Consider the following 23,186-nt stretch of genomic DNA (forward strand, 5'->3'; position numbering starts at 1 on the left):
GGTAGGCGCGTTCGTGCCACGGAATGACGAAGGTGCTCACGGCACACCGCGCAAGATGAAAGATCGAGCGGCGCGAGGGCGTAGACGTTCTCCGGGCAGCCTCCTAAGTGGACACGTTCAACCGGGGTGGATCAGCATCGGCCTCCGTGGCCAAGGCGCCGACCGTGCCGCCGTCTACCCCCAAATGAGGCAACATCCCGGATAGACGTCAATTGACAGAGCGCATGTAGATAACATATTATCTAATTAGTATTTTTTCCAGGATCGCCGGCGTCTTCTATCGGGAGACATCAATGAAAGTGATCATCGCGGGTGGTGGGATCGGCGGCCTCGCTGCAGCTCTGTTCCTGCATGAGCGAGCCCCGAAGGATTGGCGACGTGATTCCACGCGTGAAGCTCGAGTCTATCGCGGCCCAATATCGCCAGATCACCTGGGCCAGCAAAACTGCCGTCAACGCTTAAGCTGACGGTCACCGCGGTTCAACCAAAGCAAACAAGGGCTTTCAATGGCAAAACTCGAGCTAACCGTCGCCACCTGGGACTATGACAGAGTGCGTCCGATCATGGATGGTCGTGTCAAAGTGGAAGGCTGCGAAATCAACTTCATCACCGTGCCGCCGGAGGAGTGCTTTCACAGGGCCTGGTATCATCAGGATTTCGATGTCACCGAGATCGGCCTTTCCGGCTATGTCATCGCCACATCGCGCGGCGACGGCCAGGTGGGGGGGCTCAGTCCTTATGTGGGCATCCCGGTATTCCTGTCGCGGTCCTTCCGCGCATCCGGCATCTACATCCGCACGGACCGCGGCATTGAGAAACCGGAGGATTTGAAGGGCAAGAAGATTGGCGTGCCGGAATATCAGATCACGGCCGCTGTCTGGTCGCGCGGTTTTCTATCCGACGAATATGGCGTGCAGGTCGAAGACATCAGCTGGTACCAGGGCGGCATGAGCGATGCTGGCCGCAAGGACAAGTGGCCGAACAATCTGCCCGAAGGCTTTCCGCTGCACTTCCTCGGCGAGGGGCAAACCATCAACCAGATGCTCGAGGACGGAGAACTCGATGCCTTCATCGGTCCACGAACCCCGCGCAGCTATCGCGACGGCGAGACCCCGATCCGGCGCCTCTTCGAGGATTTCGAAACTGTCGAGAAGAACTACTATCGTAAGACTGGGATTTTTCCGATCATGCATCCGCTCGGATTGCGGCGTGAGATCTACGAAAAGCACCCCTGGCTCGCTCTCAACCTCTATCTCGCCTTTTCGGAGGCGAAGCGCATCAGCCAGCAGGAAATGCTGGAGACCGCCGCCCTCAAAATTGGCCATCCGTGGATCGTCAGCTCCACTTTGTCGGCGCAGGAGGTGATGGGCGAGGATATCTTCCCCTACGGTGTCGAGAAGAGCCGGCCCACGCTCGAAGCCGCGATCCGCTACTCGATGGAGCAGCACATGGCAGTGCGCCCGGTGACGATTGAAGAACTCTTCCCGGCAAACACTCTTATGGATCCGAAGACCTGAAAGCCCGGAAAGGCCGGTGCGAAGCGCCGGCCCTTTTCATACCAACTGCGAACTGAACAGCCACCGTCCGCGGCGACGGAGGCGCTCCTCAGCAGTCAAACCCCGTAATCGTGGTCCGGGTGGTTGGTCTCGCCCGCCTGCCAATAGCCGCGCGTGATCAGGCGTTCCTTCGCAATATTTCCTCGCTCCAGCAGGATACTGCGCATTTTTCGCATCGCCTTTGCCTCGCAGGCCACCCACCAGAATGCGTCGTCGGCGGCCGTCAGGTCGGCGAGACGCCGGACCAGTGTCCCGCAGGGCTGGCGGTCGTCCCGAACCAGCCATTCGATCCGGCTGGCGGGCAGTCTGTCGATGTCGCGCGCCTCGTCCTCTCCGCCTACCTCCGCCACTAGCTTGACATTGCAGCGCGTCGACAGTGCGCGAACGATCATGGTGGCGGCCGGAAGCGCGGTGTCGTCGCACAGAATGACGATCTCCCGAAGATCGTGCGCGGGCTGGAATCCTCCCCGCGGCCCGCCGATATAGACCACGTCGCCGCGGCGGGCGCGGCGCACCCAGTCCGCGGCAAGGCCGGCGCCATGCAGCACGAATTCGACCTCAAGCTCATTCTTGGCGGGGTCGAAGGCAAGTGGTGTGTAGGTCCTCGATGGCGGTCGCGGCGCATCTGAATGCGGCGTCCAATTTCCTTCAGGGAAAAAGATCTTGATATGAGCACTGGGTACAGGCTGGCCGAAGCCACGGAGGCCTTCTCCGCTGAAGGTAACCCGCACCATTCTCGGTGATACCTGATCAAGGCCCAGAACCTCGGCCCGGCGTGGCGGCGGTCTCTTCGGACCAGTGTCGGATGGGTTCATGTCAAAAGCCACGGGCTGGTGGAGGAACGGAAATCAGGGCGAACTGCCTCAGGAGATCGACTATGAAGAACGGCACTATCCCCTGAAGATGGAAGCCGCCGGCAAATCGGGCGCCAGATGAGCGTTGAAGATAAGTTCACGCAGCTTAAAGCGCAAGAACATAACATATTAAGTTCTTTTCGCGCGTCAAGAGACAGCTAGTGCCTCAACCAAGATCCGATTGGCGATATCGAGCCTTTCAAGGACGGCGTTTCACACGTTAGCTTCCCTTCGGCCGACCGCGCCGCCGTTGCCCCGTATCGGCAATGGGTAGATCCTTGAGTCCAAGATCCGGTAGCTCCTCAAGCTCCGCCAGTTCGGCCTCGAGCTCGCTCAGCAAGGTATATAGCATCTGCAGACGCTCCTGACCGAACCGGCGGGTGATCTCGGCATAGATGATTTCGGAGCGTTCACCGGCCTTGTCTATCAACTGCTGTCCCCGCGGCGACAGCGAGATGAGGCCGCGCCGGAGATCGGCGGCTGAGGATCTCCGAACGACGAGACCTCTTTCCTCGAGGTCCTTCAGGATGCGCGATACCGATGGCGCGAGCAGAAAGGTTACAGAGGCGAGCTCCAGTACTTCCATTTTGTCGGTCGCGGAAAGCGCGCGCAGAATACGCCATTGCTGCTCGGTGATGCCGTGCTGGCGCAGAGAGGGACGGAACTGCCGCATGACGGCCTCCCGAGCGCGCAGCAGCGCCATCGGCAGCGAGCGTTTGAACCCGCGCAGCTTTACCCGGCTCCTTGAGGCGCTCTCGTCGGCCGGTGATGACATGTTCTGATTGTCTCCTGTCCCTCTTCGTAATGGAACTGTTACCATCACTGGACGTCAAGACAACCGAAGTCTCGTTGCGGGACGATCGTCCCACCATTCTTCATGCACTGTCGGAAGGAACAGAAATCCTTTTGATACCCAAACGGCCAAATCGATCGGCGATCAGTCGCGCCACTTGCTCAGTCGTGCCTCTTGGCGTCTCAGGATCTCGTTGATGATAATCGCGATGGTCGTGACCAGCAGGATGAGCGCGTACAGGTTCACCGTCTGGAACGTCATCGAAAATAGCCGCGCAAAATGGCCTATTCCGGCTTGAGAGACGAAAAGCTCCGACAGGATAACGCCGAGCAGGGTCGTCGCCATGCCGAGGCGCATCGCGGCGAAGAAGTTCGGCAGCATGTGCGGGAAGATCACATGCCGCAGGATCTGATAACGGCTCGCTCCCATCGAACGCGCACTGGCGAGCAGTACCGGCTTCAGGTTGGCGACTCCCGCCGCAACGGTGATGATGATCGGAAACACCCCATGCGCAAATCCGTAGGCGATCTTAGACGTGACGCCTAGGCCGAAGAGCAGCATGAACAACGGCAGAAAGACGGCGTTCGGCGTGGCGTAGATCAAAAGAACGATGGGCATGAACGTCTGGTTCAGGACCCGACTGAAGCCAAGCGCGATACCGACCGCCACACCAATGGCAACGGCCATCACGAAAGCAACCGCGACTTCGAAGGCGGTGATGCCGAGCGCCAAGGTCATATTTCTGATCTGGAAGAACTTCGGCAGGGAGAGAACCACCTCCGAGATGGGGGGCAGGAACCGCGGATTGGCGAAGAAACTGGCGTAAATTTCCCAGGCGGCGAAAAAGCCGATCACAAGAGCCAAACGCAGCGCACCGGGACTCGAAACGAATTTCGACCACAGGTGGCGAAGACCAGCCTCCTCGCTCTGCACGGATGCAGCCATATTGGTGCGCGCTCCCTTTTCCAACACCGTCATATCGGACCTCACTCCCAACGGCCGCGGCGCTCCACATAGGAGACCAGCAGGTTGAGCAGGAACGCAAGGAACACGACAACCACGATCAGGGCGAACATCTTGTCGATCCTCAGGTTTTCGGATGCTTCGACGATCGCGCGCCCCAGCCCGGAGCGTGCAGCAATGGTTTCGGCGCCGAGCACCGACAGGAATGAGATAACGAAGCCGAGCCTCAGGCCGGAAAGGATGGCGGGAAGTGCGGCCGGCATCATGATCCTGGCAAATAACTGCCAGTGCGAGGCACCCATCGACCGCGCCGCCAGCATGTAGATTCGATCGATCTTGCCGAACCCCACAATGGCGCTGAGAACTATCGGAAAGAAGCAGCTTGCGATCCCTGCAGCGATCTTGGATTCGGGACCCAAACCAAGGAGCAGCACGAACAATGGCAGCAGGAGGATCACAGGTACGGCAAATAACGCAGAGAAGACCGGCGTGAACACCTCGACCAAATAGGCCGAACGGGCAACGAAGAACCCGATCCCCAAGCCGACAACGGCAGACAGGCCGAACGCGGAGAATACCTCGTACAGCGTCACCGCAAGTTCTCCGGCGATCGTGCCGTCGGCGATCATCTGCACCAGCGAGTCGGCCACTGAGACAGGACTTGGCAATAGGAACCGACTGACGCCGCCGAACTCGGTAGCGAAGAACCAGAGCGCCAGAAGCGCCACCAGAAACCCGATTTGGACCACCGTCGCAGGGCGATTTCTCGCAACCGCCGATCCATTTGTCTGCCTTGCCATCGGCTGTACGCTCCTCAGGAGAATGAGCCCGCTGCCCGTCTTAGAAACGAACGATCTTTACTAGGCTACCTGCTCGACCGTCTTTCGGATCTCATCGTGCAACTGCCGGTACAATTCGTTGCGCAGATCGCCGAACTTGTCCGAGGTCATGAAATCGGGAGAACGCGGGTGGGCTTCGTCGACATTGATCATCTTCTTGATACGGCCCGGACGGGCAGAAAAGACAGCAACGCGGTCTGAAAGGAAAACCGCTTCACCAAGGCTATGGGTGACAAAGACAATGGTCTTGCCGGTCTGCGACAGGAGGACGGAGAGGTCCTCACCCAGCACCATGCGCGTCTGCTCGTCGAGAGCGCCAAAGGGCTCGTCCATGAGGATCACATCGGTATCGAGGCTGAGCGCACGGGCAAGAGCCACGCGCTGCTTCATACCGCCTGACAACTGGCCGGGGAAATGGTGTGCGAAATTCGGCAGACCCACCGCCTTCAGCGCCTCGTGGGCGCGGTCCTCACGCTCGGCGCGATCAACCCCCTGAAATTCCATTCCCAGCTTGATGTTGTCGATGACATTATACCAGGGAAACAAGGCGTTCTCCTGGAAGACATAAGCGATCTGCCGCGGTGACGGGCCGTTGATCGGCCCGCCCATTACGCTGACGCTGCCGCTTGAAGGCGTCAGGAGACCGCCGATTATGTTCAGCATCGTGCTCTTGCCGCAGCCGCTCGGCCCGATGAAACAGACGAGCTCGCCCGCCCTGATCTCAATAGAGGTTTTCAGCAGCGCCTGGACGTAGATCTTGTCGCCCGGCGTTCCGAAGTGCTTTGAGACATCCAGTGCCTGGATGGAGGGCCGTGCCGATGTGCAATCCATAATGCATCCTCTCTGCGCGAAGCTTGCGCGGGCGGACCAAGGGGCGCCCGCGCCCTCACCCCGACGTGCGTGCAGTCTACATCGCGTTTGGGAGATATTGCTCGTTGGTGTACTGATCGCTCGGAAAGGGCTTCTCCGTCTGGCCGTATTGGACGAACATCTCGTCCATCAGCTTGATGGCGGTTTCATTGAAGCGGCCATCCAGCGACATGTAGTCGGTCGCCATGAGCGCGTCATAGACATACGCTGCGTCCTCTTCGCTGATCTGCATGTCTTTGGCATAGGCTGAGACAACCTCGTCGCGGTGGTCCCTCATATACTGAACGGTTTCGTACCAAGCAGTAAGGAAACTTCGCAACGCCTCGGGCTGCTTCTCGATAAAGTCGTTTGCCGCGAAGATGATCTGGTTGTGAAAGTCCGGGATCAGTTCGCCGAACGAGGCGACGATCCTCATATCGCCCTTCTCCACCAGCGGTCGCGCAACCTCGATGCTGACGAGAGCTGCGTCCGCCTCTCCGGTCACCGTTGCCGCAACACGCTCGGCGTCGCCGCCGACACCGACGAAGCTCAGATCGGATACCGGCCAGCCTTGACTGATGGCAACATTGCTCGCCACCCATTCGGTCAGGGATTTCGGACGCGAGATCGAGATGGTCCCACCCTTCAGATCCGCAGCCGAATGAACGTCGCTGGCGCTGGGCGCAATCAGAACGAAGCCATAGGGCGAGTTGGAGAGCGCGCCGACGGCGCTGATCGGCACGCCATTGGCAATGTAGGCCAGCTGCGTGCCGCCCATCAGACCGATATCCGCGTTGCCCGTGACCATCGTCTGAACGATCTGGGCGCCGCCGATCTCGTAGATATCCAGCTCGATGCCGTGCTTCTGAAAAATCCCATTCTCCATGCCGAAATCGGCCGGATAGAAGGTAAAGTCAGTACCGACTTTGCCGACCCGCACCGTGGTCTCGGCCTGGGCGACCGTAGTCATCGCCAGAGTGACCGCGGCAATCGCGGCGCTCCTCAGCCCCGCTCTCAAACATCTGATCTCAATAGCTTCAGGCATTCTGATCCCTCCCTTGGATTCGAAAATGAAACCCGATCTTCACTGCGAGCCGATGAGAAGTCTGCCGATGTACTGGCCGGGCGGCCTCCCCCGCCCCTTCACTGGCTCTCCCCGCATGTCCCTCTCAAGTCGACGCGACTTGGTCTGAGGCGGACATCTCCTTGCTTGCGACGCTAAGGGGACGTTTGCCATACGTCTAATATATAGTATGCATTCCTCCCATGCCCTGCCGGCATACAGGGCAGTTGCTTTCAAACCTCACCTTGCAACAGGCAAAAGGGGTCAGCCTTGCCGCCCGGCTTTTCGGCAAAGGCCCTCACCTCCATTGCTCCCATGATGTAATAACCCAGTATGCTGATTAATTCGACAAGTGCCCGGCGATCCAGGTACTCTGAGACGTTCTTGAAGGTTCGGTCCGAGGTCGATTTCTCCCGCAACAGTTCGGTGACGAACCGGTAGAGGGCCGCTTCGTCTGCCTTCGCGAACGCGGGTTCGACACCACGGCGGATGGCATCGATCACCGCCTGGTCGATGCCGGATTCAAGCGCCAGCTTCTCGTGCCCGTGCCACTGGAAACCGGACCTCCATTCCGCAACCGTAATCAATATCGCCAGTTCGGAAAGCCGCATCGGCAGGCTCGTCCTCTTGCGGCAGAACTCGCTTAGCTGCAGTGCGATCTCTGCGAGCTCCGGATTGCGCAGATATGCCATCAGCGGTCCGGCGACGCCGCGCGCGCGGCCAGCAGCCATGCGGTCGTAGATGCGCTTCTGTTCGTCGCTCATCTCGGCAATGGTCAGATGCGGCAGTCTCTTGCTCACGGCTCACTCCCTTCCGGTGCTGGCGGGTTGAGCGCGGGCGAACATGTCGCCATAGTCTTCATCGGTTTCGCACCAGACGCTCTTGGTCTTGAGGTATTGGAAGATCGCTTCCGAGCCGTTTTGCCAGCCGATGCCACTCTGCTTATGCCCATTCATCGGGGAGTTGAAAGCGAAGGCGCGATACATGTTGATCCACACCGTGCCCGCCTCGAGCCGCCTCGCCAGTCGGTGTGCGCGAGCGAAGTCCCGGGTCCAGAATCCGGCGGCAAGCCCGAACGGGCTGTCGTTTGCCATCGCCACGACGTCATCCTCCGACTTGAAGGGCAGCACCGACAGCACCGGACCGAAGACTTCCGTCTTCAGGATAGAAGCCGCGGGATTCAGTTTGGTGAGCACCGTCGGCGCATAAAAATAGCCATCTTCGCAGCCGGGGGGCGAAACCCGTTCGCCTCCGGCAATCTTCACCGCTCCCTCGCTCAACGCTTCTGCGACCAGGCGCTCATCCTTCTGAAGCTGGAGCTCGGTCGAGACAGGCCCCATCTGGGTCCGCGGATCCATTGGGTCCCCAAGAACGATTTGCCGAGCGCGCGTTGCAAGTCTTTCCACGAAGCTGTCGAACAGGCTCTCGTGGACATAGGCGCGCGAGCCGGCCACGCAGGTCTGCCCGGTGGATGCGAAGATGCCGCCGAGCACGCCCGCTTCGGCTCGCGCGAGATCGGCATCGGGAAAGACAATGTTCGGACTCTTGCCGCCGAGCTCCAGCGTGCAACCGATCAAGCGCTTGCCTGCCCGTTCAGCGATCGCGCGCCCCGCCTCGACACTGCCGGTGAAAGCGATTTTCGCGATGTCCGGATGATCGACGAGCGCCTCACCGGCATTCCGGCCACCCGTCACCACATTGATGACGCCCTTCGGGATACCGGCCTCTTCCGCGAGCCGCGCAATCTCCAGGATCGACGCCGGCGTCACCTCACTTGGCTTGATCACGATCGCGTTGCCCGCCGCGAGAGCCGGGGCGGCCGACGACATAGTCAGCGAAGCCGGGGAATTCCACGGAGTGATGATGCCGATGACACCAAGCGGCTCGCGCAGCGTGTAGTTGAGGATGGACTGCCGCAGCAGAGGCACGACGGTTCCCTCGATCTTGTCTGCCTGTCCACCGTAATAATAGAGCCAGTTTTCCAAGTCCCGGGCCTGGTTGAGGCAATCACGGAAGATCTTGCCGTTCTGCGCCGTTTCGAGCCTTGCGATCTTTTCGGCGTTGACACTGATGGCGCGCGCCCATTCGATCAGAAGACGACCCCGCCTCGTTGGCGCCATGCTGCCCCACGACCCTCGAAGCGCTTCCATCGCCGCCGCGACGGCCCGCGCCACGTCGGCGGACTTGCCGGCTGGAAAGCGACCCCAGGGCCTGCCGTTGGCGGGATTGTGCGTAATGTAGGTTTCGCCGTCCGCCGCCGCCACGGCTTCGCCGCCGATATGCTGCGCATAATCCTGTAATTCCATTGGCTCTTCTCCCTAACCGCGCCGCAACTCGGCGCGCAGAGCGTCGCGCTTTCCCGGATCGTAGAGTTCCGCATAATCGCGCGGGCTGTCCGCGCCCGGTACGACCTTGAGGTCGGCGAAGACTGGACCCGGTTGTTGCAAAACCTCTTTTATTCCGGTCTCGAAAGTGCCGAGATCCTCGAAGCGGTAGACGGCGGCGTAGCCTGCAGAGCGCGCCATGCCCGCGAAATCCACGCGGCCCTGACCTGGAATGGGATGGCCGCCATTGGCTTCGTATGTGCCGTTCTCGAAAACGAAGTGCAGGAGGTTGGCCGGTGCCGCGGCGGCGATCGTCACCAGGCTTCCGAGGTTCATGAGCAGGCTGCCGTCACCGTCAAGAACGATGACCTTCCGGTCTGGGCACGCGATGGCAAAGCCGAGGCCATGCGAGGAGGCGAGGCCCATCGCACCGACGGACGTGAAATTCAGAGGATGGCCCGGACGCGTGGCGATCCAATCGAAGGCGGTGCTGTATGCGCCGATGACGATCTCCCGATCGAGATGACGCGCGAGGATTTTGAGGACCTGATCACGTTTCATCATCTCAGGAAGGGCTCCTGCCGGTCATGATGGCTACGGGATGGGATTGCGCATAGGCGGCCCGCAGGGTGGGCGCCACACGCGCAACATCCGCATCAGAGTTCAGCGTGTCGTGCACAATGCCCATCTCCCGGAGGATCGGCTCCATGATGCGCACGCCGTAGACAGACGACTGCCGTGAAGGCAGTTCCGGCTCCTTGTTCAGAAGGCCGATCATCATGCAGATCGGAAGCTCGTATTCGACCGCTACCGCGCGCACGGCGTTGATGGAATCGAGAAAGCCGGTGTGCTGTATAAGGATGAGAGCCCGCTCCCCCGCATAGGACATCCCAGCCGCTATTCCTATGGCCTCGTCCTCCTTGCAAACGCGCACCAGGCGGAAGCGGGAATTGGCCGCTATCGGAAACAGGAGTCCATCGCTGGTCGAGATATCGGGTACCGAGAGCACGGTTCTGATACCCGCCTCCAGAACGGCTTCGATTATGGCTTTCCCGGTTAGGTTCATCTGCTGCCTCACAGTTCTCCCGTCGGTTGAACGAGCGATCTTCAGCAGGATGCGTTGTCTTCCCCGGCGCCACAATCACATCGCAGAGGGACATTGCGCACCCGGTGGCGAGTGGCTTTGCCCTGCATTCGTTGGCGAGGTCTCAAGTTTATGCCTGCCCGGCATAGCAGGAATGCGCCGTAGCTTTGAGACAAGAGCCTTCCTCCCCGCATAGGTTGCGCGCAAGGAGCACCTTAAGAGGAGGGAACGGATGACGGTGGATGAGACGGTGGAGCCACGGGAAAAGACTGCTGCGCCGATCTTCGGGAGCGACGTCATTGCGGCGGCACTGCGTGAGCAGGAGCTCCCCTATATCTGCCTCAATCCGGGCGCCAGTTACCGCGGCTTGCACGATAGTCTCGTCAACTATCTCGGCAACGAAAGACCGAAGATCGTGCTCTGCCTTCACGAGGAGCATGCCGCCGCCATTGCCCATGGCTACGCCGCCGCCACCGGAAGGCCGCTCGCGGTCGCGGTTCACAGCACGGTTGGCCTCATGCATGCGAGCATGGCTATTTTCAACGCCTGGTGCGCGCGCGTGCCGATGCTCATCATCGGAGCGACGGGACCTGTCGATGCTGCCAAACGCCGGCCATGGATCGACTGGATTCACACGGCTGCGGATCAGGGCGCGCTGGTCCGCGACTATACCAAATGGGACGATCAGCCGGCCTCTCCCGCCGCCGCGGTGGAATCGATCCGTCGTGGGATGATGCTGTCGACCACTTCGCCGGCAGCGCCGGTCTACATCAACCTCGACGCCACGATCCAGGAAGAGGAACTGCGGCAGTGGCCGCCCCAGCGCGATCTTTCCGCCTATGCGAGACCAGCCGATGCCGAACCGGGCCGCGAGGAGCTGTCCGTGCTCGCCACCGCCATCCGGGAGGCTCGGGACATCGTGATCCTATCGGGGCGAATGGAGCGCAGCCTCTCAGACTGGAACAAGCGCCAGGAGTTCGCCGAGCGCATCGGTGCGCGCGTCTTGACGGACGTGAAGGATCCCGGAAGCTTCTCCACCTCGCACCCGCTGCACCTCGGCGAGACGACCGTGCGGCTCAAGCCCGAGATTGCCCGGCGATTGAAGTCTGCCGACCTGATCATCGCACTCGATTGGATCGATCTCGCCGGCACGCTGGAGCAGCTCTACGATCCCGAAAGTCCGCTGCCCCGCATCGTAACCATCTCCAATGATTTTCATCTGCATCGTGGCTGGAGCGCCGATTACCAGGGCTTGCCGCCCGCATCGCAGTGGATCGCGACCACGCCCGCCGCTGCGACACGCGCCCTTCTCAGGATCTTGCCGGCGGGCGAGCGTCGACCACTCCCACCAGCGCGCCCCACCGAACCCGACCGGGAACCCGCCAATAGCCTGCGACCGGGCGGCGGCATGGGCATCGCCGACCTCGCGCGCGCGTTTCGTATCGCAAGCGCCGGCCTCCCCCTCAGCATAATGAGCCGGCCGATCGGATGGCCGCTCGATGCGAACCCCATCGAGCATCCGCTCGATTTCCTGGGGCGCGCTGCGGGAGGCGGCATTGGAGCCGGCCCGGGAATGATCGTCGGCGCCGCGCTCGCCCTGCGCGACATGGGCAACGAGCGGCTGCCCGTCGCCATTCTCGGCGACGGCGACTACATGATGGGTCTGACAGCGCTGTGGACTGCAGCGGTCGAGCGCATTCCGCTTCTCGTCATCATTGCCAACAATCGATCCTACTACAATGACGAAGAGCACCAGAAGCATGTCGCACGCTATCGCGGACGCCCGGAGGAGAACGCTCCGATCGGACAGCGCCTCGAAGGCGCCACGCTTGATCTTGCCTTCCTGGCACGTGGCCAGGGACTGGACGCGGCCGGTCCGATCGAAGATCCGGCGGAACTGCCCGAAGCGCTCCGCCGTGCATTCGCCGCCGTTCAAGCAGGCGGAAGCTATGTGCTCGATGTCATCGTTCGGCCGGAATACGATAACCGCTCGCTGGCCGGCCGCAAGTCGGCGTGACTCTGCGTTACCCCGCCGCCCTGGCGAGCGGCAGGGCCCAACGGGCGGGCGCCTCATGACGGTTTGCCGCCACAGGGCCAACCGTGGCAGCGGCGGAATAGACGGCACGCAGCAATTCATGCTGGCTGGATATATTGAGCCGCGCATAGGCCCGCTTGCGGTATGTCATCACAGTGTTGCGACCGATGCCGATCTCAAGAGCGATTGCCTCCGAGCTCAGACCGAAGATGATACCGGCACAAACCTGCACCTCGCGCCGGGGCATATCCGGCGCGATCCGCTCAATGAGATTCTGGATTGCCGGTCGCGCTTCCGTCCATCTGGCAGGAACAGCGGCAAGGCGGTGCCGGGCCACAAGCGAAGCAAAGAACCATCCTTGCTCGCGCAGCGTCCCAATGTCGGCCGGCGTAAACCCCCCGCGATCCCGTGTTCTGTAAAAGTCGATCCGCACGAGGCCATGGCCGGTGCGCTTCAGCAGCGACAGGCGATCGACAAGCCGCCCGCCGCTCCGCGACCAGCCTGTTTCGCAGTAGCAGGCACGCCGGTGGGCTAGTCGCGCGAACATGCTTGTGCCCGTATGCACGAGCACTCCCCGCGACAGCTCGGCATCGGCGAGGCTGAGCTCGCTCAAAGCGTCGTGCCGCCAGTAGCGTTCCACGTACCGCCGCGAAGCTGCGTAGGCGCCGAGTGTCGGCTCTTCTTCCTCAGCGACCATGATAATCTCGGGCGCGCCGGCAGGATCTACGGCGAAGGCGGCAACGTGGGACGCGCCAAGAGCAGCCTGTGCGGCCTTTAGAAACGCTTCGTGAAAATGCGTAGTGCCAACGGTTTCAAGAAGCGTATCCGCGTGCGGCAGGGGCATGCCCTCCGCAGCCAATCGCATCGCTACGGTCCTCATCCAGGGCCTCCATCCGCCGCACCATCCTCACCACGGGTATTGCGGATCAGGCGCGTGCTCGCGCTTCCTCGTTGAAATACCGATCGGCATAGGTGCACTCGTCGGCTTGTGCTTCGAGGGCCCACTGTGCCAGCTCATCATGCGTGGCGAACCAGACATCATCGAAGCTCTTGAAGTATTTCAGTATCTCGTCGATTACCGCGGAAACCAGCGGCCGGCCACCGAACTGGCAGTGTATGACCATGGTGAGCATGCTCATCGGCTCGTTCTCGCGCAGATAATTCATCATACCCTTGTAGACGTCGGCGAGGTCCCAGGTATTCGCCTTCAGAACGCGGTTATCCGAAAAATCGGTAGTCGGCACGCCCGCAATATCCCCATATGCCGTTCGAATTCGGATCGGCAGGTCGACATAGGTGATGTCGCAGGTCCACGAAAGCCCCTGCTGTGCGAGGAAGCCTGCCGTTTCTGGAGTGAATGCGACGGCTGGGCTGCCCCAACCCTTCACTTTCCTGCCGGTGCAGTCCTCCAGCAGGCCAACGCTCCGCCGGATCATTTCACGTTGTTCGTCCAAGCTCATATAGGCAAGAATTGAATCGTGAGTGTAGGAGTGGGCTGCCAGGTCATGCCCGGAGGCGACCAGCTGGCGAACGGCGTCCGGATATAATTCCGCACAGCGCCCATTGGTGAAGAAGGTTCCGCGAATGCCATGCTTCGTCAGAAGCCTGTTGAGCCTCCACACACCGACGCGCCCGCCATAAGTGGACCAGGCTTTGGCAGCATGGTCGACCGTTCCGGACTTGAGGCTCGTCGCCTGGACGGAGTAGTTTGGTGCTGCTTCGTCCGACCATGTTTCGAACATCACCGTCACCGAGACGGCGACCTTCTTGCCGTTTGGCCATGCCCTGTAAGCGCGCATAAATTTCCTCCCCTCGAGACCTGCCTTGCAGGGGAAGAAGTAGCTTTTGCGCCCCTATTCGTCTAAGATATAAGAGGTATTCCTACTATGCTTTTGAGGCATAGGTAGAGGGAGGATGCATGGAGCTTCGCTCGTTGCGCTATTTCGTTTATATCGCCGAAGCACGGAGCTTCTCGCAAGCCGCGGTGCACCTGCGTATTGCACAGCCCGCCCTAAGCCGGCAGGTCTCAAAGATGGAGGCGGAGCTTGGTGTCCAGCTGTTCGTGCGCACAGGACGGCGGCTGGAACTCACTGATGCCGGACGAAGATTGCTCGTGCGCGCTCATTCATTGCTGCGGCAAGCATCGGCCACGGTCGAGGAGGTGCGGACCTATGGCTCCGGACTGAGCGGCACCATCGCAGTCGGGGTCAGCCCAGCGACATGCGAGGCCGTAGCGCCGGTCCTGCTGCGGGAATGCGCAGCGCGATACCCCCAGATGAAGCTGCGCTTCGTGGAAGGCTTCAGCAGCCTTGTTCTCGACCAGCTTCTCAATCAGGAGCTGAACTTGTGCATTCTGCACAATCCATCCGAGCACAAGGCCCTGGACATCACTCCCCTGGAACCGGAATCGATGTACCTGGTAGGCCCCCCCAAGGACTCTGAGGGGCTGCCACCGGTAGACGAAGAAACTCAGCTGGAGGGATTGCCTATCATTCTGCCAAGGGCTCCGCACGGTCTGCGGTTCGCATTGGAACAGTCTCGGCTTGGGCGGCAACTCAATGTGGCCCTGGAGGTCGACGGATTGATCACCACCAAGGCCCTGATTGAGGCAGGAGGAGGGTATACGATTCTCCCGTATAGCGCGATCTTCCGCCAGGTAAGAGCCGGACAACTCACGGCGCAGCGGCTTCAAAATATTGAAATCGCCTGGCGCATGTGCCTGGTCTCCCATGTGGAGACGCAGGCGACGCGCAGCGTGCAGGTGCTGGCAGAGATCGTAAAGAACGGCATCCGCAAGATGGTCGATTCTTCACAGACGTTTTCGACCGAAAGCTGAATGATCGCATTGCACCCTAAACCGTTTTTCGTCTTCGCTACTACTTCCGTCTTAACTGATATACTATAGGAGTAGAGCATCCTAACGATGCACGTCAACTAAACTTGATTCAGGAATTTACGAGCCGCCCCGATAACATTATTCTCTTTGTAATACAGAGGGGTTGGGGAAAATCATGAAACAAATATCAGTAGCCTGCGTGGACGATCATCCTGTCCTATTGGAGGGTCTGCAAAGTATAATCTCCGAGGCCGGCAAATACAGGGTGGTAGCCAGCGGGAAAAACTCGTCGGACGCCGTCGAAATAGCGAATCGAGATCAGCCCCAAATTCTGATACTCGATCTGAATATGCCCGGAGACGTATTCGACGCGATCGGAGTTATACGTGAAGCGTCGCCGACGACCCGCATCCTCGCCTTCACCGCTTCGGCCGCCATAGATCATGCTGTACGCGCGCTCGATGCCGGGGCAACGGGCTATGTGCTGAAAGGCAGCAGCGACGAGGAACTGTTGCAGGCCATTGATGCCGTTGTCGCCGGGGAAACATTCATCACCCCTGGCTTTGCCAGCAAGGTGATTGCTGCGCTTCGCAATGTTGCGGTGCAAGGATCAATGGCAAGAAAAGTCAATTTGAGCGTACGCGAGGATCAGATCGTTCGGCTTTTGCTGCTTGGCCGTACGAACAAGGAGATCGCTCAGAAGCTGAAAATCAGCGAGAAAACCGTCAAGCATTATATGTCCCTGCTGATGCAGAAGTTGCAGGCGCGTAACCGGGTCGAGGTCGTCCTGGCCGCCCAGGAGCTGGGAAGCTATCGCCCGGAAGGCATGTCGAGCGCCCGGGATCATTCCTTCATAAACTGAAATACGGCCTAGAGGAGAGAGGCCTGAGCGGGTGAACCAGGGGCTTCAACGGCTTCGCTCCTTCGCATTGGAGATCTAAGCGGAAGGCGCACCTCGACACTGGTGCCCACACTCGCCGATCGCACCTCTGCCACGCCGCCAAAGGCTTGCACACGGTTCTGGATCCCTCGCAATCCCAGTTTGGTGGGTTGCCGTTTCTGTATTTCCTCCGGGGCGACGCCGCCGCCGGCATCCGAAATGGTCAGCTCGATTGAATCATCGGAATAGGCAGCGCGGACCTTCTGTCCCACGCCTCTTGCATGCTTGAAGGAGTTGCTGAGCGATTCCTGAATAATCCTGTAGATGCAGATTTTCATGGCCAAAGGCAGAGCCTCCGGCAGCCGCTGCAGTTCTATCGCGACCTTCGTGCCCGTCAGATTTTCGTGCCTTTCGGCCGCCAGCATGATTGTCTCTTCCACGGAGAGATCGCGTATTTCGGGAAGCACAAGTCCGGTGGACAGCGTGCGCAGTTCATGAATGACGGTAGCAGTCAATTCCTGAATGGCGGCGCGGTCCTTTTCGGTCGGCCGGGCTGACTTGAGCTTGCCCAGACGCAGCATGAGAAGGCTGAGCAACTGGATAGGACCGTCGTGGATGTCGAGGCCTATACGGCCGATAAGTTCCTCATTGGCTTCGTTCGCATCCAGGCGAGTTTTCTCGGCCAATATCCTAAGTTCTTCATTTTGCGATGCCATTCGCCGGACTTGCGCAATTTGCCGTTGCAGTTCAGCTCGTTGGGCAGCGATGGTATGGCTTCCGCGACGGACGATGCCATAGAGCACCGAAAGCATGAGCAATGTCGTGAGGCACACGACCAGCCAAGTCTGCGCCCGGCTCACCCGCAGTTGAGCGGCAAGCGCCTCGCCATTCTCATAGACCTCGCCGACGGCGATTATCTCTTCCGTTCCGGTTCTATAAAGAGGTGCATACACCTCGATAAGCGACATTTTGAGGCTTTGTTCATACGCGCTTTCGGCGCTGACCATATCCTCGAATTCCGAAACGATCTTCCCCGATGCGGCTTTGGCCACGTCCGTTGAGACAAAGTGGTCGCCGATCACGTCCTTTGCCATGCTGCTGTAGATCACGGCACCGTCCGGCTTCCAGAGCTTGACCGAAACGATGCTCTTGCCGATCGGCGCTTCCACCAAAAGCGCATCGAGTGCCAAATGGGCCTCTGGAGGAAGCGTACCGTCGGCGCGTATGCCTTGGATCTCAGGCTCGATAAAGGCTTCCATAAATGCGACCCCGCCCGAACCGGAGGTCGCAAGCACGCTGCGGGTAATCTGATGATTGACCCAGGTGCCGAGGACGGTCATTGAGACGCACAGAACCAGGCCGGCGGCAAGAAGGAACTGGTTCGAAAGGCTCAGGTTCTTCCGCCAGCCGCGGATAGCTGTCCGCAGAAATTCCGCGCCATCAGCAACCCTCCCCCTGCGGCTAAAAATTGTCATTGTGCCTTCGCGACCTCCCGCGCACGGCTTCGGCAGCACCTGCAGGATCAATTTAGCATAGCCGGAGAAAAAGCGCAGGCAGCCCTTCAGCGACGACTTAAAACGCTGGAACCGCTTACCTCTCTCTGAACGCTTTGTTGAACTGATCGGTGACGGGCTTCACCAGATAGGAAAGCGCGGTGCGTTCCTGCGTCATGACGTAGACTTCCACCGGCATTCCGGGCAGGAGGGCACTTTCACCCAGCTTGGCAAGCTCTTCGGGCGATACGGATATCTTACCGGCATAATAGACCTCACCGCTCACCGGATCGATGGCCGTGGCCGGAGAAACGTGCGTGACCTCGCCCTTCAGTTCGGGCGTGACGCGCTGGTTGAAAGCGGGAAAGCGCAGCCGGGCTGGCCGGCCAACATCCACCTGGTCGATACTGGCGGGATTGAGCTTGAATTCGATGTTGAGCTTCGCGTTATGAGGCACGATGGTGACCAGCACCTCCGCGGGCGTGATCACGCCTCCTATCGTATGGATATTGAGCTCGTTGACTATGCCGGTGATAGGCGCCCGAATATCTGTACGGGAAAGCCGGTCAGCGATCGCCATATGGCGATCCTTGAGCTCCGAGATCTTTGTTTCCACCGCTGTGAGCTCGCGCTGCGCCTCGGTTCGTGCATTTTCGTCTATAGCGATTATTTGAAGGCGTATTTCGCTGGCCCGTGTCTTGGCCCGAGCTATTGCAGCATCGACTTCCCCGCGTTCTCCCCGAAGCCGCGTCCTTTCCCTGTCTGATGTGTATATCCGATTTCGTTCGATCAGCTTTTTGTCAGCAAGGCTCTTGATCTTTGCGTATTCCTCTTCAACCAGGACGATCTCCGCACTTTTGGCGGTGCGCTGGGCCTCCAATCCCTTGATCTCTTCCCCGATCTGCTCAATGCCCAGCGTTAACTGGCTCTTCTGGCTCTGCCGATTGAGCCGATTGCCGTCGAAAATGCGCGTTTCGCCACTTACGATGGAGGCTGTTTCCTCGCCCGGCAATTGGAGCTCGGGCGGAAACTCGATCTCTTTCAGGTCGTCGCGCTCAGCGATAAGTCGCGCTCTTCGCGCAGCAAGTTCGAGCAGTTGCGACTGCACGATGGAAAGTTCCGCCTTCGTCTGCGCATCCTCCAGCTGCAAGAGAACCTGGCCCGCGCGAACGAGATCGCCCTCCCTGACGTTTATCTCGCTGACTATCCCGCCGTCGCGGTGCTGTATCGCCTTCAACCTCTGATCCACCGCCACCGAACCCTGCGCGATAACGGCGCCCGAAAGCTGGGCGGTCGCAGCCCACCCTCCTGCCCCGGCTACGAGCAGAAAAGCCAGGACGGATCCCATGAATATGTGCGGGCCGATCTTGAAAGCGTGACTTGTCTCGGTCTTGCTCATATCCCCCCCCCTACGCCTGCTCGACTATCATCAGAACGTGATAGCCTTGAAGGTAAACCGTGGTTTCCCAAATCGCGTCGTCATTCAGGTCGGCCTCCACAATCGTGCGCGCCATTTCATCGTTCCAATCGTGGCTGAACCTTATCGGTATCTCATCGTCGGATTGTTCGCCGTAGATGTCTTCGAAATGATCTGCGACTTCGTCCATGACCTCCTTGAACAGATCGTATTTGGACATCCGTATCCGATCTCCGACGGTGAAATCGAAGATAAGATGAGATGTCTCAGCGGGCGGGGAAGAAGGGCTATAACAAAACTCGAAAACATCCTCCCCGTCTCCCCCCGTGAGAGACGCGGAGGCGTGGTCGACAATGAAATGATCGTTGCCCGTGCCGCCGATCACGTTTTCCATCGAGACGATCGTATCGCGACCCGTTTCCTCGCCGCAGGCGAGTCCCTCCTTGAGGTCCACCGTGACACCTTGGCTGGTTTGCGAATAGTCGAGCGTGTCGCAACCTTCCGCCCCATCATAATGATCGTCGTCGCCGTCAGCCGCGGCGGAAATCCTGTCGTTTCCGTCGCCGGCATCGATCACATCCGATCCCGAGCCATCGGCGATCACATCATCGCCCGCCCCGCCCAGAAGTGTATCCTGGCCTCCCTTGCCATCGAGTATGTCGTCACCCGCCCCGCCATCGAGCTTCTCACCCCCGGCGCTTCCTTTCAATTCGTCGTCTGCGGCACCGCCCACCACGGCGTCGAAGCATGAGACAAGATCATCAGGGGATTCCCCGATCTTGGCCGTACCGCTTTCCAGATCCACGGCAACGCGGGCCTCGGTTGATGCGTAGTCGAGAGTGTCGTGCCCTTTGCCGCCGTCAAAGCGGTCGGCCGTGCCGTCATGTGTGGGAACGACCCGGTCATTCCCGTCACCGCCTTCCACCTTGTCTGCTCCGGGTCCATCCAGCAGGACATCGTCACCTGCCCGGCCCTGCAGCCAGTCGTCCCCCTCGGCCCCATCCAGCAGGTCCGCGCCTTCTCCCCCATCGGCCGTATCATCGCCGGCACCTGCAAGCAGGATATCTTCGTCTTCGCCTCCTTTGAGGCTGTCATGGCCATCGTCACCGTGCAGGATGTCTCGTCCGGCGCCGCCATGCAGCGTGTCGTCCCCGGCATCACCGAACAGGAAATCGTCGCCATCCTGGCCGTAGAGCCGGTCGTTCCCACTTTCGCCGGCGAGATGATCATTTCCAGCTCCTCCGAACACGATGTCATCGCCCGATCCAGCGTGCACGACATCGTCGCCGGCTCCCGCAACGATGTGGTCGTTGCCAGGTCCCGCCGAGATGAGGTCGTCGCCGCCGCGGGAATCGATATTGTCGTCGCCGCAACCGGCGTCGATTTCGTCAGCACAGGGCGTTCCGAGAATGAGATCATCAGCCGGAGACCCTTCGATGAAGGATTTGCTCACGGAGAAATATGCCACCTGGTCGACGGAAAACTCGCCATCCGTCACTTGATATCTGACGGTGACCAAGCCTTCCGTTGTCGGCCAGCCGCGGTAAAGCCAGCCTTCGTCGGCTTGGACCAACATCCCTGAAGACACGGTCAGATTTTTAACAGAGAGAGCGTCGCCGTCAGGATCTTGCGCATTGCGCAGGAGTTCGCCCATGGCAATCGCCAGCACGGCACAACCGGATATGTCGTTGAGGTAGACAGGCCCTGCCAAACGAGGCGCTCGGTTTTGGGAGGTGTCATCCCCGTCATCGACGTCGGTTTCTCCATCCTCGCCTTCGTGCTCATCATCATCATCATCGTCGTCGTCGTTGTCGTGAGGATGCTGGTGATCCGGATCACCCGGCTCAGGCGTCTCGGCGCCGGGTTGCTCCCGGCCAATGTCGTTCTCGGCGGGGGCAACTCCGCCCGGCGGCGCAGCCCTGTTGTCGTTCGCCGCCAGCGAAACAGGCGGTGGCGCGAAAAATCCATTCCATTCACGCGGCGTTCTGAAGGCGACGAACTCGATGGCCGAGCTTTCGATCTGCATGAACTGCGCCGGAGGTATGAAATCGGCCAGTTGCTCTCCAGATCCCAGAGGGAGCTTATCCGGCAAGGCTTCATCTTCATCTTCGCTCACCGGGGCCTGCTCGGGCTCCGACTCAGCTACCAGGTCCGGCTGCTGTTCGGTTGGCCCGACCGGCTCCTTTGCAGATTCCGTGCCTTCCTTTTCCGGCCGGGAGAGAAGCGGCATCATTGATTTCAGGTAAAGCGCGATGCCAGCAAGAAACAGTCCGACCAGGTAAGGTGTATTCGACTTTTGATCCTGGTTCTTCGTTTCGTAGCGTGTGGCCGGATCGCCCTGCCGATCCTTTTGCCTTGTTCCCTTCACCCCGATAATCATGCCAACACCCGCGCCGATACAGCGCGCTCCTTCTTGTCGTTCGTGTCAGACGAACCATCGGCTGCAACGGCCTCGCGTCTGGAAACGCCGGAAAGGATGTCATGCTTCGGCCCGAAACCTGTAAGGCGCCCGTTCTGCACGACCGCAACGAGATCCACGGCTGCAAGTGCGCTAGGCCGATGTGCTATGACGACGGCGATCCCCCCGCGGGCCTTTACGCCCTCGATTGCGGCCGTCAGCGCAGCCTCGCCCTCGCCGTCGAGATTTGAATTGGGTTCATCCAGGACGACCAGGAACGGTTTGCCGTATAGCGCGCGGGCTAGTCCGATACGCTGCCGCTGACCGCCGGAAAGAGACACGCCGAGCGGGCCCAGCCCGGTCCTGTAGCCGTCCGGAAGCCGCACGATCATCTCGTGGACGCTTGCCGCTCTCCCCGCTTCGACGATGGCGCGGGCATCCGGTTCTTCCTGGAACCGGGATATATTCTCTTCGATGGAGGCGTCCAGCAAGGCAACCTCCTGCGGCAGGTAACCGATGAAAGCTCCCAGCTTTTCGTCGTTCCACTGCGTCAGTTCAGCATCGTCAAGACGCACACTTCCGCGCAGGACCGGCCAGATGCCGGTAAGCGCCCGCGCAAGCGTTGTCTTGCCGCCGCCGCTCGGCCCGATGACACCCAGCGCTTGGCCAGCCTTCAACTCGAAGCTGACATCGCTCAGGAGGACCCGGCCCGATCCGGGCGCGGCAACGGTGATGTTCTCTACCTTGAGGGAGTTCCGGGGCGCTGGGAGCTGCATCGGCTCATCGCCCGACGCAAGCGCCACTACCGTTTCCTTCAGGCGCTGGAAGGCCGATCTTGCCGAGACGACGTTCTTCCAGTTGGCGATGGCGAGGTCGATCGGCGCCAATGCTCTCGCCGAGGCCACGGAAGCGGCGATGATTGCCCCGGCCGACAACTCGCCATTCATGGTCAGGAGAGCGCCCAGCCCGAGCACCGCAGACTGAAGGATCATGCGCAGCACGCGTGAGATGGCGCCGAGGGTTCCGCTGATGTCGTTAGTCCGCGTCTGAAGCTCAAGGTGCTCCTCATTGGCACGGTTGAACCGCTCGACGGCTCGCCGGGCAAAGCCCATTGCCTTCAGGATTTCGGCATTGCGCGCGTTGGAGTCGGCGATCGCGTTACGCGACACCACAGCGCTGTGGGTGGCGCTGGCCAGCCGACGCGTCATCAATTCGGTTATGAGTGTGAGGGTGGTCAGGATAAACGCGCCGGCGATCGTAAGGGCGCCGAGCAACGGATGCAGGATGTAGACGAAAGCCAGGAACAGCGGCATCCAGGGCAGGTCGAACAAGGCCATCGGGCCTTGGCTGCCGAGGAACCCCCTTACCGTATCCACATCGCGTCCACGTTCTAGCGATTCCGCCGTCGAAAAGCCGAAACGCGGCATATCGACCGCGACCTGATGCGCTAGTGGCGCGATTCTCTGATCGAGCCGTGCGCCCATCCTCACAAGAATTTGCGAGCGGAGGACGTCAAACAAACCCTGGAAAGTGTAGAGGCCGAGGGCGAGCGCGGAAATCGCCAACAGAGTCGGCACGCTGCCGCTTGCCAAGGCCCTGTCGTAGATCTGAAGCATGTAGAATGCGCCGGTAAGCGCGAGGATGTTGATGATGCCGGACATCCCAAACAGAAAAACGCAGACGGCTCGAAAGCCGCTGGTGAGCTTCTCGGCGCTTTTGCGTCTCGTTGTTGCCGTCGATTGATCTTTGGAACGCATGGCAGTTCATCCGACATGGGAGTGAATTGAGGGGCCGGGTACCCG

General features: G+C 60.1%; 21 protein-coding genes. 5 read left to right on the forward strand and 16 right to left on the reverse strand.

Translation table 11 applies throughout. The features are described 5' to 3' along the window. Nucleotides 1-506: 506 nt before the first annotated feature. Entirely contained in the window at nucleotides 507-1,517 is a 1,011-nt protein-coding gene (locus GNP00_RS03735) for a substrate-binding domain-containing protein (RefSeq protein ID WP_011580155.1), read from the forward strand. A gap of 95 nt (nucleotides 1,518-1,612) precedes the next feature. On the opposite strand, the gene GNP00_RS03740 is transcribed toward GNP00_RS03735, so the two are convergent. Then, nucleotides 1,613-2,371 carry a siderophore-interacting protein gene (locus GNP00_RS03740; RefSeq protein WP_281354943.1) on the reverse strand — a complete coding sequence of 253 codons (759 nt, stop codon included), beginning with the start codon at nucleotides 2,369-2,371 and terminating at the stop codon, nucleotides 1,613-1,615. Between GNP00_RS03740 and GNP00_RS23550 the strand changes: the two genes are divergently transcribed. After that, complete coding sequence (locus GNP00_RS23550; RefSeq protein ID WP_281352113.1) at nucleotides 2,370-2,492, forward strand: hypothetical protein; 123 nt, start codon at nucleotides 2,370-2,372, stop codon at nucleotides 2,490-2,492. The two genes, GNP00_RS03740 and GNP00_RS23550, sit on opposite strands and share 2 nt — an antisense overlap. Nucleotides 2,493-2,630: 138 nt before the next feature. Here GNP00_RS23550 and hpaR read toward each other — a convergent pair whose 3' ends face one another. The 9 genes from hpaR to GNP00_RS03785 form a co-directional block, all read right to left on the reverse strand. Next, nucleotides 2,631-3,185, reverse strand: coding sequence for a homoprotocatechuate degradation operon regulator HpaR (gene hpaR, locus GNP00_RS03745; RefSeq protein WP_011580153.1), 555 nt, complete (start codon nucleotides 3,183-3,185; stop codon nucleotides 2,631-2,633). 162 nt (nucleotides 3,186-3,347) lie between these two features. Further along, nucleotides 3,348-4,181 (reverse strand): ABC transporter permease, encoded by an 834-nt coding sequence (locus GNP00_RS03750; protein WP_011580152.1) that lies wholly within the window; start codon nucleotides 4,179-4,181, stop codon nucleotides 3,348-3,350. 8 nt (nucleotides 4,182-4,189) lie between these two features. After that, on the reverse strand, nucleotides 4,190-4,966 hold the full coding sequence (locus GNP00_RS03755) for an ABC transporter permease (RefSeq protein ID WP_011580151.1): 777 nt from the start codon (nucleotides 4,964-4,966) through the stop codon (nucleotides 4,190-4,192). Between the two features lie 60 nt (nucleotides 4,967-5,026). Next, nucleotides 5,027-5,836, reverse strand: a complete 810-nt coding sequence (locus tag GNP00_RS03760; RefSeq protein WP_011580150.1) for an ABC transporter ATP-binding protein — start codon at nucleotides 5,834-5,836, stop codon at nucleotides 5,027-5,029. Nucleotides 5,837-5,912: 76 nt separating this feature from the next. Beyond that, complete coding sequence (locus tag GNP00_RS03765) at nucleotides 5,913-6,899, reverse strand: ABC transporter substrate-binding protein (protein ID WP_011580149.1); 987 nt, start codon at nucleotides 6,897-6,899, stop codon at nucleotides 5,913-5,915. Nucleotides 6,900-7,150: 251 nt separating this feature from the next. Beyond that, entirely contained in the window at nucleotides 7,151-7,717 is a 567-nt protein-coding gene (locus tag GNP00_RS03770) for a carboxymuconolactone decarboxylase family protein (RefSeq protein WP_011580148.1), read from the reverse strand. Between the two features lie 3 nt (nucleotides 7,718-7,720). Further along, nucleotides 7,721-9,223, reverse strand: a complete 1,503-nt coding sequence (locus GNP00_RS03775) for an aldehyde dehydrogenase (protein ID WP_011580147.1) — start codon at nucleotides 9,221-9,223, stop codon at nucleotides 7,721-7,723. A gap of 12 nt (nucleotides 9,224-9,235) precedes the next feature. Further along, a complete protein-coding gene (locus GNP00_RS03780) occupies nucleotides 9,236-9,805 on the reverse strand; it encodes a thiamine pyrophosphate-dependent enzyme (RefSeq protein ID WP_011580146.1) in 570 nt (189 codons plus the stop codon). Nucleotide 9,806: 1 nt separating this feature from the next. Next, on the reverse strand, nucleotides 9,807-10,307 hold the full coding sequence (locus GNP00_RS03785) for a thiamine pyrophosphate-binding protein (RefSeq protein WP_157038019.1): 501 nt from the start codon (nucleotides 10,305-10,307) through the stop codon (nucleotides 9,807-9,809). A 250-nt stretch (nucleotides 10,308-10,557) separates the two neighbouring features. Here GNP00_RS03785 and GNP00_RS03790 point away from each other — a divergent pair, with 250 nt between their 5' ends. Further along, nucleotides 10,558-12,342, forward strand: coding sequence for a thiamine pyrophosphate-binding protein (locus tag GNP00_RS03790; RefSeq protein WP_011580144.1), 1,785 nt, complete (start codon nucleotides 10,558-10,560; stop codon nucleotides 12,340-12,342). 7 nt (nucleotides 12,343-12,349) lie between these two features. Here GNP00_RS03790 and GNP00_RS03795 read toward each other — a convergent pair whose 3' ends face one another. Beyond that, nucleotides 12,350-13,240: a helix-turn-helix transcriptional regulator gene (locus tag GNP00_RS03795; protein ID WP_011580143.1), complete on the reverse strand. Its 891-nt coding sequence runs from the start codon at nucleotides 13,238-13,240 to the stop codon at nucleotides 12,350-12,352. A gap of 46 nt (nucleotides 13,241-13,286) precedes the next feature. Further along, nucleotides 13,287-14,159: a polysaccharide deacetylase family protein gene (locus GNP00_RS03800; RefSeq protein WP_011580142.1), complete on the reverse strand. Its 873-nt coding sequence runs from the start codon at nucleotides 14,157-14,159 to the stop codon at nucleotides 13,287-13,289. Between the two features lie 119 nt (nucleotides 14,160-14,278). Here GNP00_RS03800 and GNP00_RS03805 point away from each other — a divergent pair, with 119 nt between their 5' ends. Beyond that, complete coding sequence (locus GNP00_RS03805) at nucleotides 14,279-15,196, forward strand: LysR family transcriptional regulator (RefSeq protein ID WP_011580141.1); 918 nt, start codon at nucleotides 14,279-14,281, stop codon at nucleotides 15,194-15,196. Between the two features lie 163 nt (nucleotides 15,197-15,359). Then, nucleotides 15,360-16,058: a response regulator gene (locus GNP00_RS03810; protein ID WP_246259209.1), complete on the forward strand. Its 699-nt coding sequence runs from the start codon at nucleotides 15,360-15,362 to the stop codon at nucleotides 16,056-16,058. An 8-nt stretch (nucleotides 16,059-16,066) separates the two neighbouring features. Here GNP00_RS03810 and GNP00_RS03815 read toward each other — a convergent pair whose 3' ends face one another. The 4 genes from GNP00_RS03815 to GNP00_RS03830 form a co-directional block, all read right to left on the reverse strand. After that, nucleotides 16,067-17,551, reverse strand: a complete 1,485-nt coding sequence (locus GNP00_RS03815; RefSeq protein ID WP_011580138.1) for a sensor histidine kinase — start codon at nucleotides 17,549-17,551, stop codon at nucleotides 16,067-16,069. Nucleotides 17,552-17,666: 115 nt separating this feature from the next. Next, nucleotides 17,667-18,968 (reverse strand): HlyD family type I secretion periplasmic adaptor subunit, encoded by a 1,302-nt coding sequence (locus tag GNP00_RS03820; protein ID WP_011580137.1) that lies wholly within the window; start codon nucleotides 18,966-18,968, stop codon nucleotides 17,667-17,669. 10 nt (nucleotides 18,969-18,978) lie between these two features. Then, on the reverse strand, nucleotides 18,979-21,366 hold the full coding sequence (locus GNP00_RS03825; protein WP_011580136.1) for a calcium-binding protein: 2,388 nt from the start codon (nucleotides 21,364-21,366) through the stop codon (nucleotides 18,979-18,981). After that, nucleotides 21,363-23,141, reverse strand: coding sequence for a type I secretion system permease/ATPase (locus GNP00_RS03830; RefSeq protein ID WP_011580135.1), 1,779 nt, complete (start codon nucleotides 23,139-23,141; stop codon nucleotides 21,363-21,365). Before GNP00_RS03830 ends, GNP00_RS03825 begins: the two co-directional genes overlap by 4 nt. Nucleotides 23,142-23,186: the final 45 nt, after the last annotated feature.

The sequence above is a fragment of the Chelativorans multitrophicus genome (genome assembly GCF_011317445.1).
In the GTDB taxonomy this organism is placed as follows: domain Bacteria; phylum Pseudomonadota; class Alphaproteobacteria; order Rhizobiales; family Rhizobiaceae; genus Chelativorans; species Chelativorans multitrophicus.

Excerpts from the sequence above, each read along its gene's own strand:
- GNP00_RS03735 (WP_011580155.1), top strand. The coding sequence starts at position 507 with ATGGCAAAACTCGAGCTAACCGTCGCCACCTGGGACTATGACAGAGTG.
- GNP00_RS23550 (WP_281352113.1), top strand. The coding sequence starts at position 2,370 with ATGTCAAAAGCCACGGGCTGGTGGAGGAACGGAAATCAGGGCGAACTG.
- GNP00_RS03740 (WP_281354943.1), bottom strand. The coding sequence starts at position 2,371 with ATGAACCCATCCGACACTGGTCCGAAGAGACCGCCGCCACGCCGGGCC.
- hpaR (WP_011580153.1), bottom strand. The coding sequence starts at position 3,185 with ATGTCATCACCGGCCGACGAGAGCGCCTCAAGGAGCCGGGTAAAGCTG.
- GNP00_RS03750 (WP_011580152.1), bottom strand. The coding sequence starts at position 4,181 with ATGACGGTGTTGGAAAAGGGAGCGCGCACCAATATGGCTGCATCCGTG.
- GNP00_RS03755 (WP_011580151.1), bottom strand. The coding sequence starts at position 4,966 with ATGGCAAGGCAGACAAATGGATCGGCGGTTGCGAGAAATCGCCCTGCG.
- GNP00_RS03760 (WP_011580150.1), bottom strand. The coding sequence starts at position 5,836 with ATGGATTGCACATCGGCACGGCCCTCCATCCAGGCACTGGATGTCTCA.
- GNP00_RS03765 (WP_011580149.1), bottom strand. The coding sequence starts at position 6,899 with ATGCCTGAAGCTATTGAGATCAGATGTTTGAGAGCGGGGCTGAGGAGC.
- GNP00_RS03775 (WP_011580147.1), bottom strand. The coding sequence starts at position 9,223 with ATGGAATTACAGGATTATGCGCAGCATATCGGCGGCGAAGCCGTGGCG.
- GNP00_RS03780 (WP_011580146.1), bottom strand. The coding sequence starts at position 9,805 with ATGATGAAACGTGATCAGGTCCTCAAAATCCTCGCGCGTCATCTCGAT.
- GNP00_RS03785 (WP_157038019.1), bottom strand. The coding sequence starts at position 10,307 with ATGAACCTAACCGGGAAAGCCATAATCGAAGCCGTTCTGGAGGCGGGT.
- GNP00_RS03790 (WP_011580144.1), top strand. The coding sequence starts at position 10,558 with ATGACGGTGGATGAGACGGTGGAGCCACGGGAAAAGACTGCTGCGCCG.
- GNP00_RS03795 (WP_011580143.1), bottom strand. The coding sequence starts at position 13,240 with ATGAGGACCGTAGCGATGCGATTGGCTGCGGAGGGCATGCCCCTGCCG.
- GNP00_RS03800 (WP_011580142.1), bottom strand. The coding sequence starts at position 14,159 with ATGCGCGCTTACAGGGCATGGCCAAACGGCAAGAAGGTCGCCGTCTCG.
- GNP00_RS03805 (WP_011580141.1), top strand. The coding sequence starts at position 14,279 with ATGGAGCTTCGCTCGTTGCGCTATTTCGTTTATATCGCCGAAGCACGG.
- GNP00_RS03815 (WP_011580138.1), bottom strand. The coding sequence starts at position 17,551 with ATGACAATTTTTAGCCGCAGGGGGAGGGTTGCTGATGGCGCGGAATTT.
- GNP00_RS03820 (WP_011580137.1), bottom strand. The coding sequence starts at position 18,968 with ATGAGCAAGACCGAGACAAGTCACGCTTTCAAGATCGGCCCGCACATA.
- GNP00_RS03825 (WP_011580136.1), bottom strand. The coding sequence starts at position 21,366 with ATGATTATCGGGGTGAAGGGAACAAGGCAAAAGGATCGGCAGGGCGAT.
- GNP00_RS03830 (WP_011580135.1), bottom strand. The coding sequence starts at position 23,141 with ATGCGTTCCAAAGATCAATCGACGGCAACAACGAGACGCAAAAGCGCC.